18 protein-coding genes, 2 tRNA genes and 1 pseudogene are annotated in these 21,257 nt (G+C 63.4%); 4 read left to right on the top strand and 17 right to left on the bottom strand.

The features are described from left to right. Nucleotides 1-13: 13 nt before the first annotated feature. The 6 genes from CP49_RS14015 to CP49_RS13990 all read right to left on the bottom strand — a co-directional run bounded on the left by CP49_RS14015 (nucleotide 14) and on the right by CP49_RS13990 (nucleotide 7,361). Nucleotides 14-400 carry a VOC family protein gene (locus tag CP49_RS14015; RefSeq protein WP_057850818.1) on the bottom strand — a complete coding sequence of 129 codons (387 nt, stop codon included), beginning with the start codon at nucleotides 398-400 and terminating at the stop codon, nucleotides 14-16. Between the two features lie 144 nt (nucleotides 401-544). Then, a complete protein-coding gene (locus tag CP49_RS14010) occupies nucleotides 545-3,412 on the bottom strand; it encodes a valine--tRNA ligase (protein ID WP_057850817.1) in 2,868 nt (955 codons plus the stop codon). Between the two features lie 284 nt (nucleotides 3,413-3,696). Further along, nucleotides 3,697-4,407 (bottom strand): PopZ family protein, encoded by a 711-nt coding sequence (locus CP49_RS14005; RefSeq protein ID WP_057850816.1) that lies wholly within the window; start codon nucleotides 4,405-4,407, stop codon nucleotides 3,697-3,699. Nucleotides 4,408-4,722: 315 nt separating this feature from the next. Then, a complete protein-coding gene (locus CP49_RS14000; protein WP_057850869.1) occupies nucleotides 4,723-6,129 on the bottom strand; it encodes a TolC family outer membrane protein in 1,407 nt (468 codons plus the stop codon). Between the two features lie 250 nt (nucleotides 6,130-6,379). Beyond that, nucleotides 6,380-7,045, bottom strand: coding sequence for a protein-L-isoaspartate O-methyltransferase family protein (locus tag CP49_RS13995; RefSeq protein WP_057850815.1), 666 nt, complete (start codon nucleotides 7,043-7,045; stop codon nucleotides 6,380-6,382). Between the two features lie 136 nt (nucleotides 7,046-7,181). After that, nucleotides 7,182-7,361, bottom strand: coding sequence for a hypothetical protein (locus CP49_RS13990; protein ID WP_057850868.1), 180 nt, complete (start codon nucleotides 7,359-7,361; stop codon nucleotides 7,182-7,184). A 271-nt stretch (nucleotides 7,362-7,632) separates the two neighbouring features. Between CP49_RS13990 and CP49_RS13985 the strand changes: the two genes are divergently transcribed. Together CP49_RS13985 and CP49_RS13975 are read left to right on the top strand one after the other, a co-directional pair. Next, nucleotides 7,633-7,707: transfer RNA gene (locus CP49_RS13985), tRNA-Asn, on the top strand. A gap of 330 nt (nucleotides 7,708-8,037) precedes the next feature. Next, nucleotides 8,038-8,616, top strand: coding sequence for a hypothetical protein (locus CP49_RS13975; RefSeq protein WP_057850813.1), 579 nt, complete (start codon nucleotides 8,038-8,040; stop codon nucleotides 8,614-8,616). 178 nt (nucleotides 8,617-8,794) lie between these two features. Here the strand turns inward: CP49_RS13975 and CP49_RS13970 are convergent, their stop codons facing one another. The 3 genes from CP49_RS13970 to CP49_RS13960 all read right to left on the bottom strand — a co-directional run bounded on the left by CP49_RS13970 (nucleotide 8,795) and on the right by CP49_RS13960 (nucleotide 10,609). Beyond that, nucleotides 8,795-8,989, bottom strand: coding sequence for a hypothetical protein (locus CP49_RS13970; RefSeq protein WP_082646019.1), 195 nt, complete (start codon nucleotides 8,987-8,989; stop codon nucleotides 8,795-8,797). A 310-nt stretch (nucleotides 8,990-9,299) separates the two neighbouring features. Continuing rightward, nucleotides 9,300-9,785, bottom strand: a complete 486-nt coding sequence (locus CP49_RS13965) for an anthrone oxygenase family protein (protein WP_057850867.1) — start codon at nucleotides 9,783-9,785, stop codon at nucleotides 9,300-9,302. A 2-nt stretch (nucleotides 9,786-9,787) separates the two neighbouring features. Beyond that, on the bottom strand, nucleotides 9,788-10,609 hold the full coding sequence (locus CP49_RS13960; RefSeq protein WP_057850811.1) for an NmrA family NAD(P)-binding protein: 822 nt from the start codon (nucleotides 10,607-10,609) through the stop codon (nucleotides 9,788-9,790). Between the two features lie 102 nt (nucleotides 10,610-10,711). On the opposite strand from CP49_RS13960, the gene CP49_RS13955 reads away from it, so the two are divergent. Further along, complete coding sequence (locus CP49_RS13955; protein ID WP_057850810.1) at nucleotides 10,712-11,365, top strand: TetR/AcrR family transcriptional regulator; 654 nt, start codon at nucleotides 10,712-10,714, stop codon at nucleotides 11,363-11,365. A 28-nt stretch (nucleotides 11,366-11,393) separates the two neighbouring features. Here the strand turns inward: CP49_RS13955 and CP49_RS13950 are convergent, their stop codons facing one another. Further along, the gene (locus CP49_RS13950; RefSeq protein ID WP_057850809.1) at nucleotides 11,394-11,651 is read right to left on the bottom strand and encodes a hypothetical protein; all 258 of its coding nucleotides are present in this window, start codon (nucleotides 11,649-11,651) and stop codon (nucleotides 11,394-11,396) included. Between the two features lie 71 nt (nucleotides 11,652-11,722). On the opposite strand from CP49_RS13950, the gene CP49_RS48940 reads away from it, so the two are divergent. Next, nucleotides 11,723-12,085, top strand: coding sequence for a hypothetical protein (locus CP49_RS48940; protein WP_338060352.1), 363 nt, complete (start codon nucleotides 11,723-11,725; stop codon nucleotides 12,083-12,085). Between the two features lie 58 nt (nucleotides 12,086-12,143). On the opposite strand, the gene CP49_RS13940 is transcribed toward CP49_RS48940, so the two are convergent. The 7 genes and pseudogenes from CP49_RS13940 to CP49_RS47260 form a co-directional block, all read right to left on the bottom strand. Beyond that, nucleotides 12,144-12,217 (bottom strand) — tRNA-Cys (locus tag CP49_RS13940). Between the two features lie 115 nt (nucleotides 12,218-12,332). Next, nucleotides 12,333-12,974, bottom strand: coding sequence for a hypothetical protein (locus tag CP49_RS13935; protein ID WP_156438392.1), 642 nt, complete (start codon nucleotides 12,972-12,974; stop codon nucleotides 12,333-12,335). A gap of 382 nt (nucleotides 12,975-13,356) precedes the next feature. Then, on the bottom strand, nucleotides 13,357-13,836 hold the full coding sequence (locus CP49_RS13930; RefSeq protein WP_197423107.1) for a hypothetical protein: 480 nt from the start codon (nucleotides 13,834-13,836) through the stop codon (nucleotides 13,357-13,359). A 205-nt stretch (nucleotides 13,837-14,041) separates the two neighbouring features. Next, nucleotides 14,042-14,770: a tRNA-uridine aminocarboxypropyltransferase gene (locus CP49_RS13925; protein ID WP_057850806.1), complete on the bottom strand. Its 729-nt coding sequence runs from the start codon at nucleotides 14,768-14,770 to the stop codon at nucleotides 14,042-14,044. Between the two features lie 34 nt (nucleotides 14,771-14,804). Further along, on the bottom strand, nucleotides 14,805-17,909 hold the full coding sequence (locus tag CP49_RS13920; protein WP_057850805.1) for an efflux RND transporter permease subunit: 3,105 nt from the start codon (nucleotides 17,907-17,909) through the stop codon (nucleotides 14,805-14,807). Next, the gene (locus CP49_RS13915; RefSeq protein WP_057850804.1) at nucleotides 17,910-21,059 is read right to left on the bottom strand and encodes an efflux RND transporter permease subunit; all 3,150 of its coding nucleotides are present in this window, start codon (nucleotides 21,057-21,059) and stop codon (nucleotides 17,910-17,912) included. Nucleotides 21,060-21,107: 48 nt separating this feature from the next. Continuing rightward, nucleotides 21,108-21,257 (bottom strand): annotated as a pseudogene (locus CP49_RS47260) (efflux RND transporter periplasmic adaptor subunit); the annotation flags it as partial.

The following is a 21,257-nucleotide window of genomic DNA, read 5'->3' as shown; positions in this document are numbered from 1 at the left end:
AACCATCGCGCTGCTACTCCGCCCGATGGCAGACCGCCTCGACCTTGTTGCCGTCGGGATCGCGCAGGAACGCGCCGTAATAGGCGGTGTGATAGTGCCGCAGACCGGGTGGGCCATCACCGGTGCCGCCGGCGGCGATACCGGCGCGCCAGAACGCATCCACCTCGCTTCGCGACTTCGCCTTGAAGCACCAGTGCCGGCCGGTGGCCTCATCCGGCTTTGGGCCGCTATAGATGGCGATGTAGACGCGATCCGGATGCTCAGCATCAGCCCGTTCGCCATAGCCGAGCCAGCGGTCGCTGCGGCCGACCTTGACCACGCCTAAGGCCTGCATGATTGCGTCGTAGAATCGTTCGGCGGCGGCGAAGTCGGAAACCGTGATGGAGATGTGGTCCAGCATAGGTAGCCCCGCGCCCGTGATCCGTCGTCCTGAGGTGCGAGCGCAGCGAGCCTCGAAGGATGAGCGGCCAGAGCTGTGGCCGTCGTCCTTCGAGACGCGCGCAAGCGCGCTCCTCAGGATGACGGAGATAGAGGTGCGCCGCTTTTACGACGCCATCTTCAAGCGCTCCAGCGCTTCCTGCAGTTTCGCCTTTCGCGTCACCGCCGCCTCGCGCTTTTCCTTTTCTTCCTCGACGATGTCTTCGGGCGCATTCGCCACGAATTTCTCGTTGCCGAGTTTGGCGTCGACGCGCTTGATGTCGGCGTCGGCCTTGACGATTTCCTTGTCGAGCCGGGCCTTTTCGGCCGAAAGGTCGATGACGCCCTTCAGCGGCAGGGCCACCACTTCGCCGCGCACCAGCAACTGCACCGCGCCTTCCGGCGGGCGGTCGGCGAAATTGATCTCCGCCAGCCGCGCCAACCGCCTGACGATGTCGTTCCAGCGCTGGGCGCGCTCTTTGGTCTCCGCAGTCGCACCCGACAGCACCAGCGGGATCAATGTGGCCGGCGGGATGTTCATTTCCGAACGGACCGAACGGATGGCGGTGACGAGATCGACCACCCAGCCGATTTCGGCTTCAGCCGCAGGATCGGCGAAATCGTCGGCGTCGAGCGCAGCCATGGCCGGCGCGACCAGTGGATCGCCGGGCCCTGCCAGTGACATCGCAGCGATCTGCTCCGCCGTGACCGAACTCGCCTTGCGTGGCCATTCGACCAGCACCAGCAGGCCGTCGCGCTTCGCCGTCACCGCCCAAAGCTCTTCGGTGATGAACGGCATGAACGGGTGCAGCAGCTTGAGGATCTCATCGCGCGCCCAGGCGATCATGGCGCGGGTCTCGGCCTTGGCTGCGCCCTCCTCGCCCATCAACACAGGTTTTGCGAGTTCGAGATACCAGTCGCAATAGACATTCCAGACGAAGCGGTAGATCGCATTGGCCGCATCGTTGAAGCGATAACCATCGATCGCGTCGGTAACCTCGCGTGTGGCACGCGATGTCTCATGCGCGATCCAGCGGTTGAGAGTCTGCTTCGCCTCCGCCGGCTCGAAGCCTGCGGGCTTCTCGCAGCCGTTCATCTCGGCAAAGCGGCATGCATTCCACAGCTTGGTCGCAAAATTCCGATTGGTCTCGACGAGTTGCGGCGACAGCTTGATGTCGTGGCTGTGGGCTGCGCCCCGCGCCAGCGCAAAGCGCAGCGCGTCCGCGCCAAAATCGTCGATGACGCCGAGCGGGTCGATGACGTTGCCTTTCGACTTCGACATCTTCGCGCCCTTCTCGTCGCGAACCAGACGGTGGATGTAAACGGTCGAGAACGGCGCATCCTTCATGAAGTGCAAGCCCATCATCATCATCCGGGCAACCCAGAAGAAGATGATGTCCCAGCCGGTAACGAGAACGTTGGTCGGGTAATAGTGCTTCACTTCCGGCGTTTCATCGGGCCAGCCGAGCGTCGAGAACGGCCACAGCCCTGACGAGAACCATGTATCGAGCACGTCTTCATCGCGCGTGATGAATCCCTCGCGCTTGGCAGGATCCTGCGCCATCTCGCGCCCCTGCTCTTCCGTGATGACTTCCTGCTCGACGTAATAGCCGAGCGCGTTGCCGACGGCTTCCTCTTCGGTCTCGGCAACGAACACCTTGCCGTCAGGCCCGTACCACGCCGGGATCTGATGACCCCACCAGAGCTGACGCGAGATGCACCAGGGCTGGATGTTCTCCATCCATTCGAAATAGGTCTTTTCCCAGTTCTTCGGCACGAAGGTGGTCGCGCCCGAGCGCACGGCTGATATCGCCGGCTGCGCCATGGTTTTGGCGTCGACATACCACTGGTCGGTCAGATAGGGCTCGATGACGACGTTGGAACGATCGCCATGCGGCACCATGTGCACGTTCGGCTCGATCTTTTCGATGAAGCCAAAGTCCTCCAGCCGTGCAGCGATCTTCTTGCGCGCAACAAAGCGGTCGAGCCCGTTCAACTCCTCGGCAAGCTGCAGCGCGCCTTCGGGCAGACCGCGCAAATAATCCTCGTTGTCGACAAGGGAAAGGCACGCCTCCTTGTCGAACACGTTGATCTGCGGCAGGCCGTGGCGCTTGCCGACTTCGAAGTCATTGAAATCGTGCGCCGGCGTAATCTTGACCGCGCCAGACCCCCTTTCGGGATCGGCGTGTTCGTCGCCGATGATGGGGATGCGGCGGCCAACCAGCGGGAGAATGACATGCTGGCCGATCAGATGATTCAGCCGCTCGTTCTCCGGATGGACCGCGACCGCGGTGTCGCCGAGCATGGTTTCCGGACGCACGGTCGCAACCACGATGAAGCTGGAGGGATCTTCAGGACTGAAATTCTTGCCATCGATCGGACAGCGCACATACCAGAGGCTGCCCTTGACCTCGACCTGCTGCACTTCGAGATCGGAGATCGCAGTGAGCAGTTTCGGGTCCCAGTTCACCAGGCGCTTGTCCTTGTAGATTAGGCCCTGGCGGTGCAGCTCGACGAACACTTTCACGACGGCGCGCGACAGGCCCTCATCCATCGTAAAGCGCTCGCGCGACCAGTCGCAGGAGGCGCCGAGCCGCTTCAACTGATTGACGATGACGCCGCCGCTCTCGGCTTTCCACTGCCAGACACGTTCGAGGAATTTGGCGCGGCCCAGATCGCGGCGGCCCGGCTCCTGCCGTTCCATCAATTGCCGCTCGACCACCATCTGGGTGGCGATGCCGGCATGGTCGGTGCCGGGCTGCCACAGCACGTCGCGGCCGCGCATGCGCTCGAAGCGGCAGAGGATGTCCTGCAGCGTGTTGTTCAGCGCGTGGCCCATGTGTAGCGAGCCCGTCACGTTCGGTGGCGGGATCACGATCGTGAACGGCGCGGCGTCCTTGCGCTCGGGACGGCCGGCCTTGAACGCGCCGCTCTCCTCCCAGATCCGGGACATGCGGCTTTCGATATCGGCGGGCTGGTAGTTTTTCTCGATCATGGCACTGCAATTGGGGATGTAGAGGGCGTTCTGAGCAAATCCGTCGCCGGTCCGCTCAAAGAATACGTATCAAAACAGCGAGGTAGCGCCCGGTTCTGATGTGATCGGCACCGGACGGCCCCTAGAAAGCCGCCGCAGCGCCTCAAGTCAACCTGACAAGTCAATCCGGGGGCAGCAGGGAGCCGCGGTAACGCCGGTTTGAAGCTACGAATGGGGTCCGCGATCGATGCCCGCCGAGGCGGCCTTGATGCAGCCTCGACGCAGCCTTGGGATTAGCCTTGGCACTAGCGCCCGCCGCGCGAAACCCGTTCGATTTCGGCCTTGACGATCCGCTCCACCAATCCCGGCAGATTGTCGTCGAGCCAGGATTTCAGCATGGGCCGGAGCATTTCCTTGACCAGATCCTCCAGCGTCCGCGCGTTGTTGCTCAGCACGGTATTGGCGAGCGAATTGAAGGCAGATTCCACGGCGGAGACGGTCGAATGCGACAAAATTGGTCGCGCTGGCGCGCTCTCGAACGGCGGCGGCTCATAGGCCGGCTGGCGTCGTGACGCCTTGGCTTCGGTGAATTCGATGTCGTCCTGCGGTTCGACCTTGCTGAATGTTGCTGCGGTGGGAGGTGGTGTCGGCTCCGGCAATGCCATCTCGTCGGTGAGTTCGAACACGTCGGGTTCGGGCTGCGGCGCCGGCCTGATGTCCGCCTCGGGCGTCGCCGCATCGAGGCTCGCCAGCATCGCGTCGATGTCGTCCTGGTTGTTGCTGGCGGCCGGTTCAGGTGCAGGCGGCGGCGGGGCCGGCTTCGGTGCGGGAGCCGGCTTCGGCGCCGGGGCAATCGCCGACGGCGGGATATCCTTCATCACCGGTTTCGCGGCGGCGGGCTGGCTCGCCGGCTTCTCGGCAGCCGCAGGCTTCGCCTCGTCGTCGGCAATGATGCGACGGATCGACGCCAGAATCTCCTCCATCGAGGGCTCTTGGACCTTTGCAGGTTGCGTCATTTCCGACTCCACATCGAAACCATTTTACACCAAAGCCACGAAGGAATTGCCGGTTCCGGATATGCAGGCCGGGATTTTCATCGCACAAGCCTGACTTGTCCCCAGATCAAGCCCGTCCGCTGCATCGCGCGGAGGTCCTGTTTCCCCTCAAACGCAACCCGCCACGCGTCTGTGAGATGCAAAGACGCGGCGCGAATCGCTCAGCTCGCCCCAGAAACGGTACGTCATGGCCACAATTGATTGCAAGCAAAGCGCCCGGCGCTTTAGGCGCCGGGCGACGATTTCATCTCGTCTGTGCGGAAATCTACTCGGAGATCAGCGGCCGTCGGGTGTGCGAACGCCGGCCCAGCTATCGCGCACCTGATGATAGTGCACGCTCGGGTCGTAGACCGTGGTCGGCAGGTTAAGCACCTGCGGCGACAGACGTCCGACTGTGTTCAGCACGGAGTATGACGCCACCACGCGGTCATGCTGCGCGGTGACGAGCGCGACGCGTGCGTTGACCAGCGCCTGTTGCGCGTTCAGCACGTCGAGCGTGGTGCGCTGTCCGGCCTTGGCTTCCTCGCGCACGCCGTTCAGCGCGATTTCCGAGGCCTGCACCTGCGCTTGCGCGGAGGCGACCTGCGCCTTGCCGGCGACGAGCTGCCCCCATGCCGTGACCACGTTGGCGCGGGTCTGGTCGCGGGTCTGGTCGAGAACGAGGCGCTGCTGCGCCGCCGTTTCCTTGGACTGCCTGATCAGCGAGTATTCGCTGCCGCCCTGATAAATCGGCACCGAAAGCTGCGTGATCGCGGACGCGCCGAACGACCTGAATTGGATCAGGCTCTGCTCATAGGACTGCTGCACCGAGGCCTGAAGCGTGACCGTCGGCAACAGCGCGCCTTCGGCCACCTTGACCTGGAGGTAGCTGACGTCGATGCCGAACATCGCCGCGGTGACGTTCGGATTTTGCGTCAGGCCGAGCTCGACGGCAGCCGGGAGCGTCGTTGGCAGGAAGCGATCGACCGGCGAGCCCGGCGCGAGCGCTTGCGGCTCGTTGCCGATGATGCGGCGGAAGTTCGAGCGCGTCGTGGTCAGGTTAGCTTCCGCGGTCAAGAGCTGCGTCTTGCCGGCGGCGAGCTGCGCCTCCGACTGCGCAACGTCGGTGCGCGTGACTTCGCCGACATTGAAGCGGTCGCGCGTCTGTTTCAGCGTCTGCTCGAGCACGCGAACGTTGCTCTTCTGCACCTCGACGATCGCGGAATCGCGCAGATAGTCCATGTAGATGGTCGCGGCACTGAGCAAGACGGTTTGCTCAAGTGCCCGCAGGGCCTCGCGCGCGCCGGAAACCTGACTCTCCGCTGCCCTGGTTCTGTTCGCGGTCTGCTGGCCGTTGAACAGCGTCTGCGTGACAGTGCCGCCGACGCTGCGCGGTGCATTGGCGCCGACAATAGGGGTTTTGACGAGGACGTCGGGGGTACCGCCCTGCGTGCTCAGCGTATCCGTATACTGGACGCCCGCGCTTGCCGTGATCGCGACCCTGGGGCGGTAGCCCGACAGCGCCTGCGGCACGTTCTCGTCGGTGACGCGCACCTGCGCGCGCTGCGCATTGAGTTGCGGATTGTTCTGATAGGCGCGCACCAGCGCTGCCTCTATCGTGTCGGCCAAGACGGGCGTCGAGCCCATGCACCCCAATAGAAGGGCCGCGGCCGCAGCCCCGGCAAATGCCTTCACCCCACGCATCCCAAGCAATCCAATCATTTTTATGGTCGCCCGGCCCATGACCATGATCGCACACGATCATTAACCGAACGTCGCTTCACTCGAAGTGAGTCCCGGCTCACCTTATTCTGCGCGTCGGCTGGACGAAACTACCCTGCAAGCGAACGGCGTCGAAACTCTTTACGTGGGGCAATCCGGCCACACTTCTGATTTCGAAGGGGATTTAGCCGGCCCGGGAGGGCGATTATTGGGCCTGGAAACGGCTGAAAGGCTAGAAAACGAAGGCGGGAACGAGTTCCATGCCGGGCAACACCGGGGCAGCGGCATCGAACAGCGACCGGTGACCGAAGTCGCCATGCCGGCAGGTCACGATGGTAGCCCGCGCAGGCCGCGACATCGCAAAAACGCCCACCAAACGGCCGCCGCTTCGCAATTGCCCGTAAAGCCGCTCCGGCACGATCTCGGTTGCACCGTTCATAATGATGACGTCGTAGGGCGCGTTTGCCGGGTCTCCATCGGCCGGCGCAGCGGTCCCGACAGTGACGTTTCCACAGCCAAGACGGGCCAGAATCCCCTGCGCCTTCGCCGCCAGCGCCGAATCGCTCTCCGTCGCAGTCACCTGGGAGGCGAATCGAGCGATCACGGCAGCGGCGTATCCGGTGGCGCAGCCGACGACCAGGACGCGGTCGGCCTCCTTGATCTCAGCCGCCTGCAGCATCTTCGCCAGCACCGCCGGCTGGATCATGAATCGTTTGGCCGAGCCGCCTTCGCTGACATCGAGATCGAGGTCCAGATAGGCCAGCGCCTGCTTATTATCGGGAACGAAGGCCTCGCGCGGCACCGCCAGCATGGCATCGAGGATTCGGATATCGGTTACGTCGCTCGGACGCACCTGACCATCGACCATTTTCTGGCGCGCGGCCGCAAAACCGGACATAGCTTAAGACCCTGAAAGCATGCGGCATGACCGCCGGAAGAGCTGAAACCGGAGTCATCTTTGGTACAAGCGCCGGCAAAACGCAACACGCGGACGTCTGTCGCCGAGCCGGCGCCTTGGGTAGCGGAAAAGCCGCCTACTCGATCGGGACCGCGAGCCGCGCGATCAACCGCGCGACCTCATCCAGATGTTCGGTATCGTGCTCTTCAATGGCTTGCGCGAGCCGAAGCAGGCATTCGTCGTCGCTCATGGCGGGAATGTCGCTCGGAACGATCGAAGGTACCGCGCGCATCAGGTCGTTCGCGATGGCTGGCATCGAATCAACTCCCGTGAAACCCAGCGTAACGGAGCCTTCGGGCCGATTGAGTCGAATTAGCGGCCCGATCCTTGACGCCTGGGGATGACGGAATTGCACCTGCCAGGTTCCCGTCAGCGTTTGCCCGAGGGGCGAAAATGACGACAAACCGTTGTGCCACAGGCGCTTTCCTCCCTCGCCTCAAGTAACGGCGCAGCCGGTGATTTGGTCCTTTGCAAGCCCGGAAGGCTTTGTTATACGCTCCCCGCTCGCGAACCTTTGTTTCGCCTATTCCTCGGTAGCTCAGCGGTAGAGCATTCGACTGTTAATCGAATGGTCGCTGGTTCGAATCCAGCCCGGGGAGCCAGCGGCCTATTTTTCCTTATCCGCCGCCGTCCGCCTCCATCCCAAATACCCGAGAAACCCTTTAATTCGCAGGGGTTCGGGGCCGGATAGCCAACAGGGCCAAAGTCCGGCGCAGGCGGCGTTTGCGACCTGCCGTCTCGGTCACGTAGCGGAACCATAATCCAGATCAAGATCGGCGCTTGACAGCCGCCCAAGGAATTCGAGCAATAAGTTGCTCAACCCGCTTTCTGGGCTGGACGCTTCGCGGCGGGGGTCGCCGCGCTTGTGTGCGGTCGGCCACCGCGACGCCAACCCCGCCGCGTGCTGTTCGGTGATCTGGAGCATGTCACCAATGAAACGCTGTCTCGCTGTTTTCGCAATCGCCGCCAGCCTGTTCGCACCAGTTGCGCACGCCAACGATGCTTTGGAAGCCAAGGTGCGGGCCTACGTTCCGGTCGTCTCCCTCGCCAAAGTATGTGACATCAGGATCAATGACGCCACCTCGGATGACCACCGCGCCATGCTTGCGGCGGTGAAATCCGACCCGAACGCCAACAAACTCGCCTACCGCCTCCATTATGAAACGCAGACGGCCTACATCAAGGCCCGCGACGGAGGTCAACGGGCCACCTTCTGCAAGGACTTCATCGCAGCCAACAGCCAATACGCCAAGGCGCGCTTCACCGCCGTGGTCGAGGACCACATGAGCGATGTCAGCACTAGCGTGCAGAGAGCGATTGCCCACAACGTCTGCGGTGCGCCCCCCGTCAAGCTGTCCAAGGCCGACTGGAAACCGTACGCGCTCATCAAAAAGATGCTTCAGAACGAGCATAAGGTGGCCAAGGAAAAGGCCGAGACGAACGGCTGGAACGTCACCGAGGAAACGACGGCGGTCACGGAACAGTTCTGCGCGGTGGTAAAAACCCGATGAGCATCACCGCCGCCAGTGGCTGACACTACCGCCCGTCGTCCTGCCACGGCATCGTCGGCAGTGACGGCGTCGCTCGCCGCATGGCGCGTGGTCGCTGGACCGTCATAGGCTTCGGCGGCGGTGGCTTCGCCGGCTTCGGCTCCGGCGGCTTGCCAAAACGATACGCTCGGCGATCGGCTCAGGCTGTATGTTGAAGAGAACTTCCATGATTCTTGAATAAGAGATCAAGCTTCACAGGTTCGCCGGTATCTCGCCAGAACAGTCTTTTACCGAGGCTGGCCGCTATCGCGAGACGGTGGTGGCCGCCGATTAGAGTATGGTCATTCGTTGCTTTGGCGATGATCTCGCCGGCTTCGTCCACGATGATTTTCATGTGCCGCCTCCAATCCAACGCGCCGGTCAGCGCCGCCGCGATGGTGAGCAATGCATCTAACCTCGTGCGGGCTCCGGGCGTTCCAACCCATGACGATCACGGCTTCCGTATTCGACATTCGCCCACATCGCGCACGGCCATGTGTACGGGATCGTGCGTAATTTACGCCGGAAGGCACGATGGCAAATACCCTCAAAGGGCGCAGTCGCGCGGTCCCCGCATTAACTCACGCCCTCGGGAGGACCCTGACGACCATTAGGGACCGCCGTGCCTCGACGGTCCGCGCCACCTGTCGACATTCGCGGCCACCCTACCTTGCCGCAATCGCAGCGATGAACAGCGCGCAAGCCACCGTGGATGCGATCGTGCGCACGTGGTTCCACCACGTCCAGTCCGTCAAATAGCGCGCCCAGAGCGATGCGGCCTCCTGGCTTGCGGGGTCGGCCGCGGCAAGCGCGTTGTTCAAGGGCACGTTGAAGATCATCGTGACGATGAACATGCCGAGCACATAGAGCACGCCGCCGGCTGCCATTGCGATCGCGCCGGGCTCGCTCCAGCGAAACAGCGCAATCGCCGCCAACGCTGCGCTCGTCGCCGTCGTTCCCAGGAAGATCGGCATGAACAGCGACTGCACGATCGTGACGTTGATCGCATTCATCGCCGCAATGCCGGAAGCCTGTCCGATGCGGCCAAGCGCCGTCATGACGAAGGTCGAAAACGCGAAGTAAAGACCGGCGAGCAGGCCGCAGCCGATGGCGGAAAACCACAGCAGTCCGGTGATCAACATCTGTAGCATGATCATGCCCTCCAGACACCGGTCGCGGCGGTTCGGCGGGCGTAATCGGAAAAGTCCCGGGCGGGACGGCCGAGCGCCTGTTCGACGCCGTGCGCGACATCAGAATTGCGCCCGTCGAGCACCACGGTGAACAACTCCAGCATGAGTTCGATAACCTCAGTGGGCGCATGGGGCTGCATGCCGGCCGCAAAATCCTCCGGCGCGACCTGCCGGTAGCGGACCGGCCGGCCCACGGCGGCGGCGATCTTGGCGACTGCTTGCGCGAAGGTCAGCGCGCGCGGCCCCGTCACCTCATAGACCTTGCTGGCATGGCGCTGATCCGTGAGCGCCGCGACCGCCACCTCGGCGATGTCGTCGACGTCGATGAACGGTTCGGGCACGGCGCCCGCCGGCAGCGCGACTTCGCCGGCCAGCACGCCATCGAGCAGATAACCTTCGGAGAAATTCTGGTCGAACCAGCTTGCGCGCACGATGGTCCAGGGAACGCCGGATTGCTGCAGCGCCGCCTCCGCCCGTTGCGCACCCGGCTCGCCGCGGCCCGACAGCAGCACGACCCGCTCCAGCCCGTTCTCGCGCGCCAGCCTGCCCACCTCGGCGATCGCATCGCTGGCGCCCTCGACGGCAAGATCCGGCTGGTAGGTGACATAGGCCATCGAGACGCCGGCAAACGCCGCGGGCCATGTCTCGGGCCGGGTCCAGTCGAACGGCACCGGCGTCGAACGCGACACCGGCCGCGTCGGGGTGCCGCTCGCCCTTAGCAGCGCATTGACACGCGCACCGGTCTTGCCGGCGCCGCCAATAATCAGGATCGGGAGTTCTGACATGGGTAAATCCTTTCGGGGCACAATACGAGAATATCTCGTATTTGCTAAACCCGATAAACTCTCGTATTAGTAACGTCAAGTCGCTTTTATGTGAGAGGACCGATGGCGAGCAGGAAAGCCGGACCGAGAACGGCCGAAGCAACGGCGCCCGCGTTGGCGCGCCTCGTGCCGACCCAGCAGCGCAGCCGCGACCGGTTCGAGAAAATTCTCGAATGCGCGGCAGAACTGATGGCCGAAAAAGGCAGCGAAGCCTTCCGCATGAGCGACGTCGTCGAACGCAGCGGCGTGCCGTTCGGCTCGCTCTATCAATACTTTCCCGACAAGACCGCGATCATCGGCACGCTCGCGGAACGTTACAACGCGATCGGCCGCGACTGCGTCCGGCGCGACCTCGCCTCGGTCAGGAGTGCCAGGGATCTCTACCCGGCTCTGTGCCGCATTACCGACAGCTATTACCGGATGTTCATCGACGAGCCCGTGATGCGCGACATCTGGCAGGCGACCCAGGCCGACCGGGCGCTGCAGAAACTCGACGAGGAGGACGGCGCCTATCTGGCCGGCCTGCTCGGCGACGCGTTGCGGCGAATTGCGCCCGATGCGCCCGCGGCCGCCCTCGCCTCGTTCTCACAACTGATCATGACGCTGATCGCCGCCGCCGTGCGCCATGCCATCGCGCAGGAGCCGAAGGAAGCCGCGCGCTTCCTGACGCTCTTCAAGCGGATGCTGCCGAAGAATCTGGCGGCGGTGGATAGCTGAGGACGTAGGCGGATGCTGCAACGCCGCTTTATCGTTCGAACACTGCCGCGCAGCCCGGGCTCAGGCTCGCCTTCTGCCGGCGCAGGCATGCGGTAATCGCCCGGGCGTTCGGGATCTCGCCGGCGCAGAGCCGGTAGACGTCAGGGGTGCAGGCCCTGCGCTGTTCGGGCGTGCCTTGCTGGGCACTGGCTGAGCCGGTCGCCATCAGCGTGAGCAGGAAACCGAGCGTCGAAGCCCGGCGGGAACGATAAAGAAGTGCCGCACTTCGCGCGAACCTTGCCTTCATGACCGCGTCTCCTGGATCATGCGCCGCCTTGACAAGGCAGGCGCCATCCAGCCGAATACGCGAAGTAATTTTTGCAGAATGTGATTTTTCTCACGCTGGCACGCAGGTGCGCGGCGCTAGCGTTTGCTCGCGGAACTCAACACTTTAGTAACCAGCTTTGCCGCGGTCGCCGCATCGTTAAAATTCGAGCGATCCGCTCAATCTGGAAACAAAATACTTTTGACACCATCGCCTCCGGAACCCCGGAGAGCGCGATGAGTGAAGTCGAATACGATTTGCTGCTGGAAGCCGTGCATACGGCCATTGCGCCAGCACCGGAGGATAATTTCGTGATCCAGACCCAGCCTTTTTATCCCTCGCCACGCGCCGCCAACGACAACGGGGCCTCTTGGCCGCTGGTTCCGTTTCCCGAGGGCTGGTACGCCGCCGGCTGATCGCGGCCGGCTTGCTGCGGCCTCTCATATAGTCAGTGTAAGTCATTGATTATATGAATGGAGGCCACGACCAGAATTGAACTGGTGTACACGGTTTTGCAGACCGTTGCGTAACCACTCCGCCACGTGGCCCCATCGGGCGCACTCATATACGCCCTGCTCCCGATAGGCAACCAAGCAGCGCCCGTCCCGCGCCGCACTGGTTAGCAAACTGAAACAGCCCGAATCTTCCGCCCGGCCCGGCGCCTCAGTCCCCGGACCTATCGCCGTGACGATTATTCCGAAGGCCGAGCTTGGCGGTCCTTGCGCGGATACCTCCGACCGTCCGCTTCATTTCCATCGCGATGGCCCTCGGCGGCTTGCCGCTGCCGATCAACGATCGCAGCAGGGCATCGTCTTCTGCCGTCCATTCGGCGCCGCTCAGCTGAAAGCGGTCCTCACAGTTCGCTTCCTTGGCTGGCGGTGCAAACCTCGCCCACCCCAGCGTCTCATGGAAAATGACAACGAATGCGATCCAGAGAACGACGGCCCGCCCCTCGGACAGCGCGGCGGATTTGAAATGCCCGGTGCTAAACGTAGCCGGCAATGATGCGTTCAGAGCGGGCCAGATGTCGCCGGCGATCGAATTGACGAAATACACGTACAACGACACGAAAGGGCCGGCGGCCATCGCACCGATGGCAGCAATCAGCCACAGCGGCAGTTTTCGCCGGATCCTTTTGCTAGCCAGATGGGTCGTGAGGCAGGTCAACCACCAGGGAACAATGGCGAGCGAGAGGACATAGGCGGCCGCGCCGGCGCCTCCCATGATGGCCGCATACGGTCCGAGAACGGCCGACAGCATCGCCAGCACGATCGGAACGCCGCAGAAGAAACCGAGATCGATCAAAGCCTGTTTCGACAGGCGCAAATGCGCAACAAATTCCATCCCGTTGCTCCGCTGCCATCCGACGCGTCAGTCATAGTGCGAGCGGCGCAATGGAGCAACGTGCCGGAACATCCGACCGGCCGTCTGGCGCGTTCCGTCATCGGCATCCCGGTGACGGCCGTGCGGGTTAGTCTTACTGCGTCATAACCGTCAAACCTCATCCTGAGGAGCCCGCGCAGCGGGCGTCTCGAAGGATGTAGGCCACAGTCGGGCCTCATAGTTCGAGACGCGCTTCGCGCTCCTCACCATGAGGAACTGGTGACGCAGTAAGATTAGAATGCTCTGCTGCTGGCCGCGACGACGAACGGCGCGGCCACCAGCAGGACCGGCCATAGCCGGAACATCAGGCGGGGAGACTACTACCTGCGGCAATTTTCTTTTTGAGCGTCTCGCAGACGGTGCGAACTTCGGATGTCATCAGCGAACAATCCTCGATCTGGAGGAAGTAGCGCTTGCCTTCCTCCCGATAGTTGGCCGCCAATTCCTTGATTTCGCCGACCATGGCGTGAACGCCGGCAACCATTGCCTCACATTTTTTGGCGGCCTCGGACAGTTCGGCACCGAGCGCCTCGATCTCTTTCACCGCCGCGTCGTATTCGCGGACCACGGCTTCGGCGGAGAGTTTGCCGACCTGATTGACGCCTTCCTTGTGCTCGACGTAGTCGGGCATCGGACCGTTCGGCAACGGGCGATCACTGCCGTTGGTTACGGCGCGGATGCCGGGCCCTCGCCGGGCGCTGTGGATGAGGTTGCCTATTTCTCCTTCGATATCGTCAGCGCCGAGTAATGGAGAGCGCGTGAGAATTTCTGTGCTTAAAGTCATCGACTAAGCTCCAAATTGTTACGCGGAGAATAGGGAATTTATCCACCGTCAAGGGGGATGTCATCACTGTCCACAGCCCGCTATGTCTTGAATCCGACATTGGAACCGGCGCGTTAGCGGCTCAGTCATGACGGCTAGCGGCGCGACTCTGCGCAATTCGAGATGTATCAGCCTCATCGATGCAGCTTTTGTTTGAAAGCTGGAGTTAGCCGCGCTTGCGACGGCGATAATCCCGCTTCTTCGGCTTCGGCGCGAGTTCCGGCATTTCCGCCTGCACTTCCCGATAGCGTGCCAGCATGCGGTCAAAGCTTGCGTTGAGCGCCTCCGCGATCTCAGGCCGCTTCTCCAGCGCGGCCAGCAGCAGGCCGGCGGCCTCGATCGTCGACAGGCCGTCGCCGCGCGGCTCCTTGCGGAGCTTGCCGTAACGCGATGGTCGCTTTGGACCCAGAATGACCCGCTGGCACTTCAGCATCCAGGCGTTGCGCCACCACAGCGCCTTGGCCTGGCTCCAGGTTCCGTCAAGCAGCACGATGCCTTCGATGTCGGAGAGGATGGCGCGCTGGTGCGGCTCGATTTCGCCCTTGCGGTTGATTGCCACGATCTCAGCATCGGTCTCGAGATCGCTAACCTTGGCCGAACCGAGATAAAGCACCGCCCAGCGCGAGGGATCGTGGACCGTCCGTCCCAGCGCCTTGGAGAGGCTTGGCCAGGACAGGCCAATTTTGACGACCGCGTCCTTGAAATGCATCGCGGTCAGCCGCGCGGTGCCCAGCGCCCTGTCCTGCTCCTGCGGGTGCTGCAGGATCAACAGCGCGATCTTGCTTTCGATCGGCGTAATGCTGTCGCAGATGCAGAGCGGCAGCGGCTTGCCGCAATGCGGGCAGTCCGCGACCGCCTCAATGGCGCCGGCCTGGGGGTTGGATTGTTCTGACATCCGCCCGCTATACGCTTCGTGGCCAGTAATTCAACTATTCGGCGGGCGCAGCGACCGCGGCCGGCCGGGATCGCTGCCGCAGCCGGTCGATCAGGAGGTAGATCACCGGCGTCGTGTAGAGCGTCAGGATCTGCGAAACAAACAGTCCGCCGATGATGGTGATGCCGAGCGGCCGGCGCAGCTCGGTGCCGGGGCCTGTGGCAATGACCAGCGGAATGCCGGCAAACAGGGCCGCCATCGTCGTCATCAGGATCGGCCGGAAGCGGGCGCGGCACGCCTCGAAGATCGCGTCCGCCGACGACATGCCGCGGTGACGCTCGGCATCGAGCGCGAAATCGACCATCATGATGCCGTTCTTCTTGACGATGCCGATCAACAGAATGATGCCGACAAAGGCGATCACCGTCAGCGGCGTGTTGGTCAGCTGCAACGCCAGCAGCGCGCCGAGGCCTGCCGACGGCAGGGTCGAGATGATCGTGATCGGGTGCGCAAGGCTCTCGTAGAGCACGCCGAGCACGATGTACATCGCCACCAGCGCGCCGAGGATCAGGAGCGGCTGCCGCCCGCTGGTCTTGTTGAAATCGGCGGCATTGCCGTCGAAACTGCCGCGGATGCCTTCCGGCATGTGCAGTTCCTCGACCGCGCGCTGGATGTTCGAGGTAGCGACCTCCAGCGGCACGTTGGGCAGAAGATTGAACGAGACCGTCGTCGACGGAAACGATTGCGAATGAAATACCGCCAGCGGCGACAGACCACGCTGAAAGCGCACCACGGCCGATAGCGGCACCTGGGCGTCATTGGCGCCGGCCACGAAGATGCGCTCCAGATTGGAAGGGTCGCTCTGGAATTTCGGATCGATCTCGAGCACCACCATGTACTGGTTGCGCTGGGTATAGATGATCGATATCTGCCGCTGCGCGAACGCATTGTTCAGGGCATTGTCGATATCCTGGACGCGAACGCCGAGGCTCGAGGCGGTCTTGCGGTCGATGACCAACGACAATTGCAGCCCGCCGGGGTCGCGGTCACTCGATATGTCGGTGATGCCCTCCACCGTCTCCATGCGCTTGGCGACCAACGGCGCCCATTTCTGGAGCAGGTCGAGGTTGGTGCTCGACAACGTATATTGATAATCGGAATCGCTCTGCCGGCCGCCGGTACGGATGTCCTGCGCGGCGAACATGAACAGGCGGATGCCGGCGACCCGGTAGAGATTCCGCCGCAGGCGATCGATCACCTGCTCGGTCGACATGCCTGCCCGGTCCTCCGGCGGCTTCAGGCTGATGAACATGGTGCCGCGGTTGGAGCCGCCACCGCCCGGACCGGCGCTGCCTCCGAGCGAAGAGCCGACACCGGCGACCGCCGGATCGGCCATCACGATGTCGGCCAGTTGCTGCTGCAATCCAAGCATCGCCTGGAACGAGGTGTCGGGCGAAGCGCGCGTGGCGCCGATCACGAGTCCACTATCGTCAGTCGGGAAATAGCCTTTCGGGATCTTGATATAGAGCACCACTGTCAGCGCGATCGTCGCAAAGAACACGACCAGCGTCAGAAACGGGAACCCCAGCACGGCCCGCAGCGTCCAGGTGTAGAAAGAAACGATGCGCGACAGCGTGCCCTCGACCAGACGGTCGAACCAGGTCGCCCGGTCCGAGGTCGCTTCCTTGATATAATGCGCGCAGATCATCGGCGTGATCGTGAGCGAGACCACGGTCGACACCACGATGGCAAAAGTCAGCGTCAGCGAGAACTCGCGGAGCAGCCGGCCGACGATTCCGTCCATGAAGATCAACGGCGTAAAGGCCGCGATCAGCGACAGGCTGATCGACAGCACGGTAAAGCCGATCTGCTTGGCGCCCTCCAGCGCGGCCGGATAAGGCGCCATGCCTTGCTCGAGGTTGCGGTACATGTTCTCGATCATGACGATGGCGTCGTCGACCACGAAGCCGACGGAGATCGCCAGCGCCATCAGCGACAGATTGTCGATCGAGAATCCGGCGAGCCACATACCGGCACAGGTACCGGCCAGCGCCAGCGGCACCGAGACGCCGGCCGCGATGGTCGGCGTCAGCCGCCGCAGGAAGGCGAACACCACAACCATCACCAGGAAGGCGGTCGCCAGCAGCGTGAACTGCATGTCGAGCACGCTGGCGCGGATGGTGCCGGTGCGGTCGACCAGGGTCGAAATTTCCACCCCGCCGGGCAGCCACTCCTTCAATTCCGGCAACAGCGCCTTCACCCGATCGACGGTGTCGATCACGTTGGCATCGCCCTGCTTGGTGATCTGGATCAGGACCGCCGGCTGCTTGTTGAACCAGGCGATCGATCGGCTATTGCGGACGGAATCCTCGACCTCCGCGACGTCGGCGAGGCGGACGAAATTGCCAGCCGAGCTCTTAATGATGATGTCGCGAAACTCGGCCGCGGTGCGCATCTGCTTGTTGGTCGAAATCGTCTCGCTCTGGCGGCCGCCGTTGAAGATCCCGACCGGCCCTAGCGGATTGGCGTTGATGATGGCAAGCCGCACGTCGTCGGTGGCGATATCGGCATTCGACAGCGCCACTGGATTCAGCGCAATCCGCACCGCCGGCTGGTCGGCGCCGGTGACGTTGACTTCGCCGACGCCCGGCACCTGCGAAATGCGTTGCGCGATCACGGTATCGGCGACGTCGTACATCGCGCTGGTCGTCAGCGTCTTCGAGGTCAGCGCCAGAACGAACACTGGCGCAGCCGCCGGGTTGGCTTTGCGGAAGCGCGGCAGCGACGGCAGGTCGCTCGGCAGGTCCGCCAGCGACGCGTTGATCGCGGCCTGCACATCGCGCGCGGCGCGGTCGATGTCGCGGCCGATGGAGAACTGAAGCTGGATGCTGGTGGTGCCGAGCGAGCTGGTTGAGGTAATCCGGTCGAGGCCCGCGATCTGGCCGAGCCGGCGTTCGAGCGGCGCGGCGACGGTCGACGCCATGACGGAAGGATCCGCACCGGGACGCGTGGCGGATACCCGGATCATCGGGAAGTCGACATTGGGCACCGCCGACACCGGCAGAAAGACATAGGCGACCATGCCGACCAGAAAGAGCCCGATCGCCAGCAGCGTGGTGCCAACCGGCCGGCGGATGAAGGGCTCCGAGATCGATGCCATCTATTGCATCCCCTCGGTCGCTCCGGCGACCGTCGGCCCGGGAGGTCCTGGGTCCGGCACGGCCTTCTCGATTTTGCGATTGATCCGATCAAGCGCCAGATAGATGACCGGCGTCGTGTAGAGCGTTAGCAACTGGCTCAGCAGCAAGCCGCCGATGATGGAAATGCCGAGCGGGAAGCGCAATTCGGCGCCGGTGCCGCTTTCGATCGCCAGCGGCAGCGCGCCGAACAGCGCGGCCAGCGTCGTCATCATGATCGGGCGGAAGCGCAACAGGCAAGCCTGCACGATCGCGTCCGAGGGCGACATGCCCTGATGCCGCTCCGCCTCCAGCGCGAAGTCGATCATCATGATCGCGTTCTTCTTGACGATGCCCATCAACAGAATGATGCCGATCAGGCCGATCACCGACAGGTCCTGACCGAACAGCATTAGCGCCAGAATGGCGCCGACGCCCGCGGACGGCAGCGTCGAGAGAATGGTGATCGGGTGAATGTAGCTCTCATAGAGCACGCCGAGCACGATGTAGATGGTGACGATGGCCGCCAGAATCAGCCATGGCTGGCCGGCCAGCGATTTCGAGAACTCGGCCGCGTCGCCCGCGTAGACGCCGACGATGCTGCCGGGCATGCCGATCCTGGCCTCGATCTTCTTGACCGCCTCGACGGCATCGCCCAGCGCTTCACCGGGCGCGAGGTTGAAACTGAGCGACACCGCCGGAAACTGCGCTAGATGCGAAATCGCGAGCGGCGCTGTGGTGCGGGTCAGCGTCGCCACCGCCGACAGCGGCACCTGGGCACCGGGCGCGCCGGCGGTAGTACTCGCGGCCCCCGGGAGATAGAGTTTCGACAGGATCGACGGATCGCGCTGGTACATCGGCATCGCCTCCAGCACCACGCGATACTGGTTGGCCTGGCCGTAGATGGTCGAAATCTGGCGCTGCGCGAAGGCATCGTTGAGGGTGTCGTTGACCGCCTGGAGGCTGACGCCGAGCTGGCCCGCGCGCTGGCGATTGATGTCGAGCGCGGCGCGCAAGCCGCCCTCTTGCGCTTCTGACGAGACGTCGCGGAACAGAGGATCCCGGCGCATTTCGGCGATGAGCTTCTGCGACCATAGCGAGACCTGCGCCGCATCGGTGCCGGTCAGCGTATACTGGTACTGCGAGCGGCTCGACTGGGTCGATATCTGCACGTCCTGCACCGGCTGGAAATAGATGGTCATGCCGGGGATCGACGCGGTGCGTTGCTTCAGCCGGTCGACCACGACGGAAATATCATCCTGCCGCTCGCCACGCGGCCGCAGCGTCATCACCAGGCGCCCGACATTGGTGGTCGGATTGACGGATCCGGCCCCGATCACGGAGACCACGCCGACGACGTCAGGATCGGCCTGGATGGCGGCCGCCGCCATCGCCTGCCGGCTTTGCATCTCAGCAAAGGAAACATCGGGCCCGGCCTCGGTCACCGCCGTGATCGATGCGGTGTCCTGCAGCGGCAAAAAGCCCTTCGGCGCGATCACATACAAGAAGAGCGTCGCGGCAATGGTCGCGAACGTTACCACCAGCGTCGCGCGCTGGTGCCGCAGCACCCACAGCAGCGTGCGATGGTAGAGAGCGACCATGCGGTCGATAAAGCGGCTGACGGCGGCAAGCCCCGGAACCGTCATCTCCTCGCCGACATGCTTCAAGAGCCGCGAGCACATCATCGGCGTCAGCGTCAGCGATACGATCGCCGAAGTCACGACCGCAATGGTCAGCGTCAGCGCGAATTCGCGGAACATGCGTCCGACCAGCCCGGACATGAACAGAAGCGGGATGAAGACCGCGATCAGCGAAACCGTTAGCGAGATCACGGTGAAGCCGATTTCGCTGGCGCCCTTCAGCGACGCCTCCATCACGGATTCGCCGTTCTCCATGTGGCGAACGATGTTCTCGATCATCACGATGGCGTCGTCGACCACGAAACCGGTACCGATCGTCAGCGCCATCAGCGACAGATTGTCGAGGCTGAAGCCGCAAAAGTACATGATGCCGAAGCTTGTGATCAGCGACAGCGGCAGCGCCACGCCGGCGATCAGGGTGGCGCGAAGCGACCGCAGGAACAGCAGCACCACCAGCGTTACCAGCACCACGCTTAGAATCAGCGTGAACTGCACGTCCCGCACCGAGGCGCGAATTGTGACAGTCCGGTCCGAGACGATGTTCAGATTGACGCCGGCCGGGATCGCGCGCTGGACCTTGGGAATTTCCTCACGGATCTGCCGGACCACGTCGATCACGTTGGCGCCGGGTTGCCGCTGGATGTCGATGATCACGGCCGGCGTGCCCTGATACCATCCGCCGGTGCGATCGTTCTCCAGCCCGTCGACGATGATCGCAACGTCGCCAATGGTGACGGGCGAGCCGTTGCGATAGGCGATGATGATCGGCTTGTAGGCCTCGGCCACTGCGATCTGGTCGTTGGCGGCAATGGTGTAGGCCTGTTGCGCGCCGTCGAGCGATCCCTTCGGCCCCGAGACGTTGGCGCCCGCGATGGCGTTGCGCAGGTCCTCCATCGAAATGCCATAGGCGGCGAGCCGCGCCAGGTCGGCTTGCACTCGCACCGCGGGCTTGAGTCCACCCAGTATCGCAACGCGCCCGACGCCGGAAATCTGGCTGAGCCGCTGTCCCAGGATCGTATCGGCGATATCGCTCATCGCGCGCAGCGAAATCGTCTCCGACGTCAGCGCCAGCGTCAGGACCGGCGCATCGGCCGGATTGACCTTGGCGTAGGTCGGTGGATACGGCAGGTTTCTTGGCAGGATACCGGCGGCGGCGTTGATCGCGGCCTGGACGTCCTGAGTGGCGCCGTCGATGTCGCGGTTGAGGTCGAACTGCAACGAAATTTGGCTGACGCCGAACGAAGAGGTCGACTGCATCGACGACAGCGATGGAATCTGCCCGAGCTGGCGCTCCAGCGGCGCCGTGATCAGGGACGCGACCACGTCGGGGCTTGCGCCCGGCAGTTGCGTCGTCACCTGCACGGTCGGAAAATCGACCTGCGGCAGCGCCGATACCGGCAGCGCCCAATAGCCGAGCGCGCCACCGATCATCAGCGCGATCCCGAGTAGCGAGGTCGCGATCGGCCGGCGGATGAACGGTTCGGAGACGCTCATGGTTGCGTCCTCACTTGCGAATTCATTTTCAGGCGTGCGGCGCGTCGATCATGGCTGCGACTTCGCAGCGCCGCCCGACGGCTCGGCTGGTGCCGGGCCGGTTTGTCCCTTCTGATCGCCCTCGCCGCGCTCGCGCTTGCCGCGGCGCTCGCCGTCCTTGCCCTGCCCCTCGTCCTTGGCCTGACCGCCCTTGGAATC

This window comes from Bradyrhizobium valentinum (genome assembly GCF_001440405.1).
In the GTDB taxonomy this organism is placed as follows: Bacteria; Pseudomonadota; Alphaproteobacteria; order Rhizobiales; family Xanthobacteraceae; genus Bradyrhizobium; species Bradyrhizobium valentinum.
This window is presented reverse-complemented; position numbering and strand designations above follow the sequence as displayed.